The organism is Deinococcus sp. Leaf326 (genome assembly GCF_001424185.1).
Lineage (GTDB): Bacteria > Deinococcota > Deinococci > Deinococcales > Deinococcaceae > Deinococcus.
The window spans coordinates 1-10,385 of sequence record NZ_LMOM01000069.1 but is presented as its reverse complement, the minus strand read 5'-3'; the positions used below and the strand labels follow the sequence as shown (position 1 = coordinate 10,385).

At 64.2% G+C, this 10,385-nt stretch carries 12 protein-coding genes; 8 read left to right on the top strand and 4 right to left on the bottom strand.

The annotated features are described in order from the left end of the window. Positions 1-289: 289 nt before the first annotated feature. The 4 genes from ASF71_RS24260 (at position 290) to ASF71_RS19220 (ending at position 5,381) form a co-directional block, all read left to right on the top strand. A complete protein-coding gene (locus ASF71_RS24260) occupies positions 290-460 on the top strand; it encodes a hypothetical protein (protein ID WP_156372976.1) in 171 nt (56 codons plus the stop codon). Between the two features lie 334 nt (positions 461-794). Then, positions 795-2,537: a PcfJ domain-containing protein gene (locus tag ASF71_RS19235; protein ID WP_056303128.1), complete on the top strand. Its 1,743-nt coding sequence runs from the start codon at positions 795-797 to the stop codon at positions 2,535-2,537. Between the two features lie 350 nt (positions 2,538-2,887). Then, complete coding sequence (locus ASF71_RS24255) at positions 2,888-3,388, top strand: hypothetical protein (protein ID WP_056303126.1); 501 nt, start codon at positions 2,888-2,890, stop codon at positions 3,386-3,388. 331 nt (positions 3,389-3,719) lie between these two features. Beyond that, positions 3,720-5,381, top strand: a complete 1,662-nt coding sequence (locus tag ASF71_RS19220) for an AAA family ATPase (RefSeq protein WP_056303122.1) — start codon at positions 3,720-3,722, stop codon at positions 5,379-5,381. A gap of 148 nt (positions 5,382-5,529) precedes the next feature. Here the strand turns inward: ASF71_RS19220 and ASF71_RS19215 are convergent, their stop codons facing one another. Further along, complete coding sequence (locus tag ASF71_RS19215; RefSeq protein WP_056303130.1) at positions 5,530-6,324, bottom strand: MerR family transcriptional regulator; 795 nt, start codon at positions 6,322-6,324, stop codon at positions 5,530-5,532. Positions 6,325-6,423: 99 nt separating this feature from the next. Between ASF71_RS19215 and ASF71_RS19210 the strand changes: the two genes are divergently transcribed. From ASF71_RS19210 to ASF71_RS19195, 4 genes are all read left to right on the top strand, one after another. Continuing rightward, positions 6,424-6,771, top strand: coding sequence for a hypothetical protein (locus tag ASF71_RS19210; RefSeq protein ID WP_056303121.1), 348 nt, complete (start codon positions 6,424-6,426; stop codon positions 6,769-6,771). Positions 6,772-6,822: 51 nt separating this feature from the next. Continuing rightward, positions 6,823-7,287, top strand: a complete 465-nt coding sequence (locus ASF71_RS19205) for a hypothetical protein (RefSeq protein ID WP_056303119.1) — start codon at positions 6,823-6,825, stop codon at positions 7,285-7,287. Between the two features lie 144 nt (positions 7,288-7,431). Next, positions 7,432-8,070, top strand: a complete 639-nt coding sequence (locus tag ASF71_RS24250) for a hypothetical protein (RefSeq protein WP_156372975.1) — start codon at positions 7,432-7,434, stop codon at positions 8,068-8,070. Positions 8,071-8,093: 23 nt separating this feature from the next. Then, complete coding sequence (locus tag ASF71_RS19195; protein ID WP_056303114.1) at positions 8,094-8,534, top strand: VWA domain-containing protein; 441 nt, start codon at positions 8,094-8,096, stop codon at positions 8,532-8,534. Positions 8,535-8,863: 329 nt separating this feature from the next. Here the strand turns inward: ASF71_RS19195 and ASF71_RS19190 are convergent, their stop codons facing one another. From ASF71_RS19190 to ASF71_RS24245, 3 genes are all read right to left on the bottom strand, one after another. Continuing rightward, a complete protein-coding gene (locus ASF71_RS19190; RefSeq protein ID WP_056303113.1) occupies positions 8,864-9,232 on the bottom strand; it encodes a helix-turn-helix domain-containing protein in 369 nt (122 codons plus the stop codon). A gap of 298 nt (positions 9,233-9,530) precedes the next feature. Next, complete coding sequence (locus tag ASF71_RS19185) at positions 9,531-9,734, bottom strand: hypothetical protein (RefSeq protein WP_056303112.1); 204 nt, start codon at positions 9,732-9,734, stop codon at positions 9,531-9,533. Positions 9,735-9,932: 198 nt separating this feature from the next. Continuing rightward, positions 9,933-10,139: a hypothetical protein gene (locus ASF71_RS24245; RefSeq protein WP_156372974.1), complete on the bottom strand. Its 207-nt coding sequence runs from the start codon at positions 10,137-10,139 to the stop codon at positions 9,933-9,935. Between the last annotated feature and the right edge of the window lie 246 nt (positions 10,140-10,385).

The window sequence follows — 10,385 nt, the reverse complement described above, 5'->3', positions numbered from 1 at the left end:
GCCCTCGGCCTGGAAGTGGAGTGAGGGTGATCTCAGGGTCGGCTTTCTTCCGCGGCATACCTCAGTCTGCCATGGGACCGTTTCCGCCTTCGTTCTGTCCTCAGCCTCTTATCCACGCCAAAGCGGCCGTGCGGAATGCGCCCAAGGTCGCCGCCGCGACCGGCATCTGGAGCTGCCCCTGCGGCAAAGGCACCTCCCCACAGAACCCTGCGCCGCTTACCATTGGTACTCGCCACCCCCTACGGTTGCCGATACCAGCATTCGCCGCCTGACACGCGCCAGCTATCAAGTGCGCGCCCTGACCCCCGGGACGGACGAGCTGGAACTCACCAGTGGGTACTTCATGCAGGTGCCGATCAGCAACCTGGCGGTCATCCGCAAACAGGACGGTAGCATCGACCAGACCAGCCGCGCCAAGGCGAATCAGTCCAGCCTCCCGGTCATCGACGCCGACAGTTGATCCTCCACCCTGCCCCACCCGGCTCCTGCCGCGGTGGGCTGTTTTTTAGGTACACCCTCTTCACTCTCGCGGCTTGCCGCACGGAGACGGGCCTGTTCTCTGGAGAGGCTGCCCCTCCTCTGCGGCGCTCCGCGCCACAGGGACCCCCGACCCCATGAGTGAACTTCCCCAGGCCACGCCCCCGTCAGAGCCGTGCCGAGCGCTCCGCGCAACGCCACGACGGTCCCCGCCGCGTCCTCTGGTTCCTCACATACGGCCAGACCGGTCACGAGGACCAGGGCAATGCCCAGGACGTGCAATGTCTCTGGATCCGCTACGCAGGCGGCTTCCAGGAATGCATCCCACTGCCTCTGCGCCCCACGAGGCCTTTCAGGTCCTAACGGACTTCACCGGCCCCGTCACCGCGCTCTCCCCCGAGATGCAGGCCTTCTTCGCCGAGCACATCGCGCCCCGCATCCCCGCAGAACACCAGGCCCGCGCCCTCAAAGTGCACCTCTTTCCGCATGTCATCCAGGTCACTGGCCTGCGCGATCATCCCTTCACCCCAGGGGTCCGGGAGTTCTACGAACTGACCACCTGCTTCAGCGCCACGAGCCGACTGCCCAGCACCGGCGCGTACGCCCCCGCACCGTTCTGCCGCTTTACCACGGTGCAGGAGCGCACGCGGCTCCAACTCAAGGGCAAGCGCCTGCTCCTCCTCGCCCAGGGGCGCATCTGGAATATCAGCGCAGGCCGCCTCCCCCGCGAAGTCCAACTCAGCCCCGAGGCCGAACAGGGCGCACGCGACCTCGCCTGGGAACTCGCCCACGCCCTCTTCAGCCCCGCCCAACTCCGCCACCTGAAGGCCTACACCGCCCGGAACCCTGACCTCAGCACCTTGCTCTGCGCCATCCGCTTCCCGGCCTTCCTCACTGTTCCCGTTCTGCTTCAGCATGCCCAGTTCACGACCGCCACGGAACGCCGCCGTCTCCTGCGCTATCAGGGCGGCGTCAAAGGCTACCTGCGCCACCTCATCGGCGATCTGCCGCGCGCCACTCACCTCATCACCGGTCTGGACCGACTGGAGTTCGCCCGCGCCCTTCACCGCAGCGGTTTGACCTCGCCTGATCTGAAGGCCGCCATCCTCAGACATATCCCCACCGACTCTGCTGGGGCGGTCCCTCATGGACTGGAGTTCAAGTGGCTCATCACGCAAGTCGGCGAGCGCGTCGCTGCGGAGAGACTGTTGCACGGTCTCTCGGAACGCGACCGCATCAACGTGGCCCCGGCCTTCAAGCGCGCCCTGTTCCCCCCTCGGGTTCGTCCCCCTGTGTCTGTCGGTGCCGCCCAGAACCGGGGCTGGGGGCGAGGCCTTGCTCAGCCGCTCCCACTCAAGGCGCAGGCTCGCCACAGACGCCAGTTCCGCATTGGAGGCCTTGATCTGAGCCAGGTCATCATGCATCTCCGGGACACCCGCCATCTGCTGGAAGAGATTCACGTCACCCAACCGGACTTCATGCCGCCGCGGGGCACCCTGCGGGAGGTCCATGACACGCTCGCCCGGATCCATCGCCCGGACTTCATGCCGCCGCGGGGCACCCTGCGGGAGGTCCATGACACGCTCGCCCGGATCCATCGCCGCCTTCAGCAGGAGAACCGCCAGATTCCCTCGGCGACCGACGAGCGCTTCGCGGTTCTGGATCAGAACCTACTGTGTCCGACGTTCGGCCTCTTGCAGTTCCGCCGGGTGGCGTGGACGCACGACCTCATAGAGACGAGCGAGGGGTTGCACAACTGCGTGTCGAGCTACGCGCGGGCCGCCCTATGCGGCGAGGTCATCCTTGTGGTGGCTCGGGATGCCCTGAACCTGCCTCAGCTGTGTCTGGACGTCGGGAAGGGGCAGGTCGTCCAGTACAAATTGGACCACAACCGGTCTCCCCAGACGGCCGACGATCTCAAGACGGCCGCGCTGTCCCTGAAGCTGACTGGCCTACGCGTGAAGACCACCGATCTGCGGCAGCTTCCGGAAGGCGGCCTTGTGGTTCTTCCCCCCAACCATCCCACTCACCCGGTGCTGGAGGAGGATTTGCCGTTCTGAGCCCGGGCTAGAGCAGGGGAGAGGGCGGCGCGGTCAGAGACGCACCCTCTGCTGCGCACCCTCCCCTGCGGTGGGGTACCGCAGGGAAGCCCCGTCCTATGAGGCAGGCCATCCAGAGATTCCCCCACACCTTCACGAGGCGGCCGCAGTTGCGCCTCAAGGGCGACCGTCTTTTTCTGCTGCCCTAGGGCTACGTCTGCACCCTCTCCACAGACCGGCTGCGCAGTTCTCAGCAGCTCAGCCCCAAGGCGCACCAGCTGCTCCGCGCCCTGGTCTGGAATCTGGCCAGGCGGCAGCTCAACCTGGCCCAGCTCCGGCACCTGAAGACCTATGCCACTCGCCAGACGGATATGTGCATCCTCCTGCGCGCCATCTGCTTTCCCCAGTTGCTGGCCGTCCCCATCCTGCTCGAAGACTTCGAGGCCACCCACGAGGCCGACCCCCGCCTGCTCCGGCACGGCCAACGGAGGGTCAAACCCTACCTGCGCCACCTGGTCGGCCCTCTGACCGACGCCACGCGCCTCCTCACAGACAGTGATCGCCTGGCGTTCGCCTGCGCACTCCACCGCAGTGGAATGACCTCCCCCGACTTGAAAGCGGCCGTACTCCGGTGCGTCCCCGCTCACTCGGGCATGAACGTTCCCCCCAAGCTGGACTTCCGTTGGCTGGTCGAGGCGCTGGGAGAACGTCTGGCCGCTCAGCGCCTCGCGGCCAGTCTCGGCGCACAGGTCACGGTGGCCCCCCGCTTTACGCCCTTCCCACCCTCACAGCCACGGTTCAGCGGCCCATCAGTCCCGCCCCCCTCACGCTGGCGGCCGCACCATTCAGCAGCCCCGAGTGGGCCCCCCTAATCAAAAGCCATCTTCCCAAACGGCTGTACCGCTCTGTGAACATCAGCAGCGTGACCCACACCGTCGAGGACCTGATCGACACGGCCCATCTCCTGAAACAGCTCCGCGTCTCACATCCCACGTTGACCCTCCCGAGCGGGACGCTCCAAGCCGTCTGCGAGCACCTCCGCGAGCGCGACCACCAAACGAGCCGACCACACCGGCCTCACCCATCCGCACCACCGCCCTCCCAGCAGCCTCTCGACAGGCCCGAGGATGACCTCCCGTTCTGAATCCACTCCAGAGGGGGCCTGATCCGGGCACCCTCGCCCTACGGGCAGAGGAGAGCAGCATGAACCGAATCGAAGCCCATCTCCAGCTTGCCGCCCGCGCGGACAGTACGCCAACGTCCTTCACGAACTTTGACGCGAACGAGGAAATTCCTCCCCAGGCCCGGGCACCGCGGCGCCAGGGAGACCTCAGCTACTACAGCCACGGTCTGGGAGAGGCCGTCTTCCTCCTGTTGAGCGGTGACACCCAGCTGTTCGCCAGCCGGCAGGGCCACCTGCGTCTCCACGCGCGCACCTCGGATATCCAGGTGGCCGTGCGTGGCCCCGGTCCGGGCGAGGTCATCACGACCTACGTCATGGCCACCAGGGTCCATTTTCGCGCCACCCCCCTGGCCGCGCTCGCCGAAGCCCTGCTCTTCCCGGACCGCCTGCCGGAAACAGCGCGGGCGCTGGGGGCGTTCATCCGCGTCTTGAAGCGCCAGGGCCTGTCCTATCCCATGCCGGCGACGGTCCTGCGTCAGTCCACTGGGGTGAAGGACGTCAAATTCGCCCTGATGACCCTGACCGACACCCTGGATGCCGAGATGAGTGAGCGCAGCGCTTCCTTCGGACTCGATACTCAGGACGGCGACCCGACCCTGGAGACCGACTTCAATACCCAGGCGCTGCCACAGATCAATCTCGCGACCCTGATCCATCCGCCGCTCCGCGATACTCAGGACGGCGACCCGACCCTGGAGACCGACTTCAATACCCAGGCGCTGCCACAGATCAATCTCGCGACCCTGATCCATCCGCCGCTCCGCGCCCGGCCCCAAACGACCCACCGCGACCGCCTCACCCGGCTGACCCGGCGCGGCGGCGTGGCGTTGCTCGTTGGCCCACCCGGCACTTTCAAGACGGAAACGAGCAAGCAGGTCGCCGTCGAGCAAGGCTTGCACCTCGTCATCGCCAAGGGATCGCCTGGGGTCGAGGACCGTGACTTCATCGGGGCGGTCTACCCGACCGCTAAGGGGCCGGCGTGGGTGGATGGTCCCATCAGCCGCGCCTTCCTGCTGGCCGCGAAAAAACCGACCCTGCTGTTGATCGACGAAGTGCTCCGGTACCTGCCTGAAACCCTCAACGTCCTCATCGGGGCGCTCGACGCCATCAGCACCGCTGAAGCTTTGGCCGTTGGCATCCCACAAGAGATGCTCAGTGGGGGAGAGCGCCACTACCTGCTCCCTCTGCCCAATGGTGATCACCTGGCCTGCCCCGTCCAGAACCTCACCTGGGTCATGACCACCAACCTCGGACAGGATCACCTCCAGACCGCAGACCGGCTGGACGGTGCGCTTCTCAGCCGCATCGACCTGACGCTCGAGTACCGGGAGGCCGACGAGCGGACAGCGCGTGCCCTCTACCTCCAGGTGGCGGGTGACGAGCAGATTGCGAACGTGGCCTTCGAGGCCGAGCTCGTCACCCGACAGGCGATGAGCACCCCAGGAGCACTGCCCCTCCGGGCCTTGGACGCCCGCAAGACCATCGCCCTCATCAAGGAAGTCCGGACCCTGGTCGACGACGGAGAAGAACTCGCGGTCGCGTTCATGGAAGCCTTCGAGACCGTGGCCCTGCCCTACTGCTGCCCACGCGAGCCCCACACGGGCGCCCTTGAGGAGGCCGTGAAGGAAGCGCTCCTGAGTGCCCTCAGAGAGCAGGTGCTTGATGCCCTACAGGTGGCCTGAGCCCATCGCAACTCTCCGGGCGAGCAGAACATAGTACCTGGGAATGATCTGTGCGCAGGTCAAGAGCTGTGGTGAGTAGTGTTGGCGCCTAGCGAACGACGGTCAGCTCACCGGATTCAGGAATGCGGAAGCGGGGAGCTTCATCCGATCAGTCTGGTTGAAGGAAAAAAGCGATATCGGTTTCATAGGCGTTGGGGTCAGGGGTGTGGGGTACGCTCTTCACATAGATCTCGGCCGTGCTCCCCGTGATGCTTAGACCTCGCCGTACCGCCTCCTCAACCACAGCGGTGTATGCCGCCCCTGTTTTGTCATATGGGCCTACGAAGCGCCCGATGAATGCCGGGCGACCCTCAAAGGTACACACCTCGATCCGTCCTTGAGGCTCAACATGACCTGTTACTGGAAGACAGATCTCGACTACGCCCTTTTCACCTTCCACTTCGTTGTGGTGAACGAAAAAGCTGGGGGCGGCGAGGTGGTATCCCTGGGCGTTCTTGTACTCCATCAATTCCTGAAGCGCCTCTGGAATGACGTCATAGTGCGGTGGTTGGAGCAGGGTACGAATGCTGAGCGTCTGAAGAGTGGGGAGGTGTTCAAGGCGGTAGTCCATAGGGGTCTCCTGAAGTGAGGTGTAGAGGGAAAGGAGCGCGCGTTCGCGAGTGGCAATCTCATGTTGGAGGCGCTGCTCGTGTTGCCTCAGAACTTCATTTGCCTGCGCGGGGGAGTGAAGTATCTGCCGAATACTTTCGAGGGGTAGATCCATTTGTCGCCACTGGCGGATGCGAATCCCTAGGTTGATCTGGGTAGCACTGTAGTACCGGTACCCGGTGGTCTCTTCCACCCAGCGGGGTTGCAAAAGACCAATCTCGTCGTAATACCTCAACGTCTTGGGCGATAGACCGGTGAGGAGAGCAAAACGGGAGATGATCAGTCGTCCTTGCATACCCCTGCACGCTAAGCGTTCCAGCGACTGGAAGGTCAAGAGGCGAGCCATCACCGGCTACTGCACTTGATCCTCGGTGCACTCCTGTGAGGCCTGACCATGCTCCCGGAGCCGGAAATCCTCCACGGCCTGACCTGGCCGGGACTGTTCTTTGCCGATCAGCGTTTCCCGATCAAGCAGATCCTCCACGGCGTGTTCGAGATCAGCGCAATAGTCTTGCTAACTGCTGGTCTTACTCTGCTCTTCCAGCGAAGGGGCTGGTCCGTCGGCCAGATCAGCGTGACCGGCGCCGGCCTGACGCTCCTGAGCTTGGGCGCCCTGTGGCTCTGGGAGTCTGGAGGGAGCGCCTGCTTCATGGTCTTTATGGTCGGCCTGTGTCTGGCCATTTCACCCTGGCTGGGCACCAGCACGACCTGTCCACGTCTGCGACGCACCCCCACGTCCTGAAACTCGCACGAAACATCCCTCCCCCAGCCCGGCTGGGGATGTTCGTCTGGCATGATCACCCTCCCCACCCTCGCCTGGCACCAGCAGCTCCCCTGGCGACGCTACATCGAGCAGCTGTTCCGCCTGGTCAGTCGCCGCCGCGACTTCCGCCTCGAACTCCAGCGCGGCCATCTCATCGCTGGAGTCATCCCCGAGCAGTGCCGCGTCCTCCTGAACCCCGACCTGATCCCCGTTCCGGCCATGGGCGTGCGCTTCGACCCCCAGACGCCGCATGGTCAACGCACGCAGCTGCTGCGGGCCATCATGGCGCACGAGGCCGGCCACGTCGTCTTCAGCGCGAGCAAGCCCGCCGGCGAGCTGGGCTGGCTCTGGAATGCTCTGGAGGATGAGCGCATGGAGCGCCTCGTCATGCGGCGCTTCCCGGAGCTCTGCAGCGACTTCGACTTCCTCGGCGATGCCATGCTGCTGAAGGGGAACCCGGAGCCGATCGACTTCATGACTGCGTGCCTGCGGTAGCGGTGGAGCCATGACCGGCCTGACGTCCCCTCCGAGATCCAGGCGCAGGATCAGGAGGCCTGGGAACAGGCGCGGCCACTCGTCGAGGAAGCCTGGGACACTACCCGCGACGGGGTCGAGCGTCTGGCAGCGCAGATCCTGGCCTTGCGCCCTGCACCGCCCGCGGGTGAACCCCCGAAGGCCCGACCGGAGCTGAGTGCGGATGGTGGGGGCATTAGCGAGGAACAACCCGAGGAGCAGGGGCAACCGCAAGGGACTGGGGAACCGGGCGACAGCAAAGAAACGGAGGATGCCGATGGGGGAGGGGAGACCCCCGATCCCAAACAGGCCGAGGACGAGGCGGGCACTGAAGCGGGAGATTCTGAACAGGAGGAGGCGCTCGAGGCGCATGAGACCGATACAGAGCCATCCGGGACCACGACGACTGCCTCAGACGAGGAGGACGCCAACGAACAGAGGCCGTCCCAGCAGGGGAGGGGAGAGGTCCCCCTTCCCGCGCCGCCCCCACCCGCCCCAGGCGAAGACCCCAGCCAGGGGGCATCGGATCACGCTGGTCCAGCCCGCGATCTCGGCCGGCGCGAAAGTGCGCAGGAGATCCTCGACCGCATCGAGGTCCACGCTCGGCACCTCACCCGCATCCTCGCTCCGCCCATCCGCCCGGCACATGCCACGCCCCACCGCAGCAAGGGCCGGTTCCGGTTCGACCGCTACCCGCAGGGCGCGGAGAAATACTTCGGCCGCAAGGTCGGCGAGGACCGCCCCGCCCCCTTTCTGCTCGCCTGAACGCTGCACAGGAAGCCGCCCTGATGCTGGCCCGTGCAGCGAATCTCGCCGGCAGCCGCCTGCAGGTCGTCAGCTTCGACTACAAGGCCTACGAGACTGTGCCCCTGGACATGCCCTGGGCGGAGAGCGTGGACGCCATCGCCGGCCTGGAGGCCAGGGGGGGGACTCTGCTCTCCAGTGCACTCCGACTCGTCCTGGCAGGTGAGCGTCGACCAGACGAGCGGGAGGTCATCGCGATCATCTGCGACGGCGAACTCGTGGCGTACGACCGCGTCATCTGTGGCCTGCTCCTCACCGAGCAGCAGCGGGAGAACCGCACCATCGTTCCCCTCCTGATTGGGGAGGGTATCCAGGGACAGGCGATCTGGGAGGCACTGTTCGGAACCGCTGTGCCCGTGCATGACACGGAAAACATCGCCCGCATACTGGCGCAGATCCTGACCCGGTTACGGGACAAGATGTAGCCCACAGCGATGCCCACAGGCAGTGGCCCGCAGCCTCCCTGGTCTTGCCGAGATCGTCTCTGAAGGTGTCTTTGCGTCCCCCCAGCGGCTGTTCCCCTCACGCAGTTCGTCCTGACGGCCGACACCGCGTACCCCCCACCGTATGAATAAAAAGTCCTTCGCGCTGCGCATCGTCACCGGCATCATGGCCCTCTTCGGTCTCAACAAAGCCGCCAACGCTGCCCCGGCCGCTCTCCTCAACGTCTTGAGTCTGTGTTTATAGGGGCACAGAGCAGGCTGGAGACCAAATCAGCCGTGATTGCTTCCAAGCCGAACGTGAGCTTGGTTCGTTACCGCGCCAGCATCTCCAGGGGTTCAGTGACCTGCGCTGCTGAATCGTGCAGATGGACACGCGCCCAAGTATCGATGGCGTCGATGACCGACTGCAATTCACGTCCGGCATCAGTCAGGCTGTAAATGCTGCGGGCCAGTTTCCCTGCCATCTCAGTGTCGGTGGCCTTCTTGATGACGCCCAGACCTTCAAGCTGTTCTAGGCGCTGCGAGAGGGTGGCACTGTTGCACCCACCAACCAGTCGGGAAAGCACGTTGAAGCCGCGGTCGCCGCTCAGCAGTGCCCGCACGATGTGCAGCATCCATTTCTCCTGCAACACCCCGATGGCCCGGTACACAGGACAAAACGTGGTGGCGTGTTGGTTCATCGTCGCAGTATAGGACCTTGGCAGATCTAGATACTAGTGAAATTACACTGCTTACCTTTTTAAATCAGTTGATCTATTCTACATTTACGACTACCCCTACCCAATCCTGAGCGCTCAGTTCCCAACAAGTTATTTGACCTCCGACCGCTGGGAGACCCCGGAAGGAGTGCGGCCAGAACGAAGCAAAATACCCTAGCTAGCGACGATCATCGACGTTTCTGCTGACACGAACGATACGAGGAGGTCTGTAATTGAGGTGGACCTGGCAGGGGAACTTATCTGGTCTTCCTTTCACCGGTTACAGCAGCAAGACTCCGATGATCAGGGCTACACCTACTATCAGCAGTGCCCAGCGCACTCGGTCGGTTAGTGATGGGTGACAGTAGAGGGCCACGATCAGGCAGGTTAAGCCCAGCACGAGCACCCACGCCGCACCCAGCAGCCAAGGCAATAGCACGTGAAAGAGCGGAAGGGACAGGAAGTCTGAGGCGGATTCCATCATGTTCTTCCTTCGCTGGTTACAGCAGGAAGCCGCCTACGATCAGGGCCACGCCCACTGTGATCAGTGCCCAGCGCGCCCAGGCCGGCAGGGTTCAGCGAAAGAGGAAGGCCAGTAGCAGGCAGCCCACACCTGCCCCGACGCGCCACGGGAAAGCGTGATCTGTGCTCACGATCACGACCGGCACCGTCCGGCTTTCGCTCATCGCAGCGCCCTCACAGTCAGGGCCAAGCCGGGAGCCAGCAATGCCCAGCGTACCCACTCCGGGCGGCGAAGGAAGGCGGTCAAGGCAAGGCACAGCACCCCAGCCCCGACCGCCCACGCTTCTGCCTGAGTGAACGACACGATGATGTCGGTACTGGAGCTGTAGCCGGTGGGGACACTCAGGCGTTCTTCTTCGCCAGTCACAGGAGGAAACCCCCCACAATTATTGAGAACTGCGTAGGTTTGAATTTCTGCAAGACGTTCGGCGCTCTGCGAGTAAGTGGGGTAGCTTCCCAGATTGACTCCAAGCTATGCCGTTCTCAATAAAGTGCGTCTGAAAAACGTGCTGGTGCAGGTTTTTCCCGCAGCAACAAAGGTGGACGATTGGGCTGAGGTGATACGCCCATGTCCCGATCTGCCTATCCGAACGATCTGACGGACGCCGAGTGG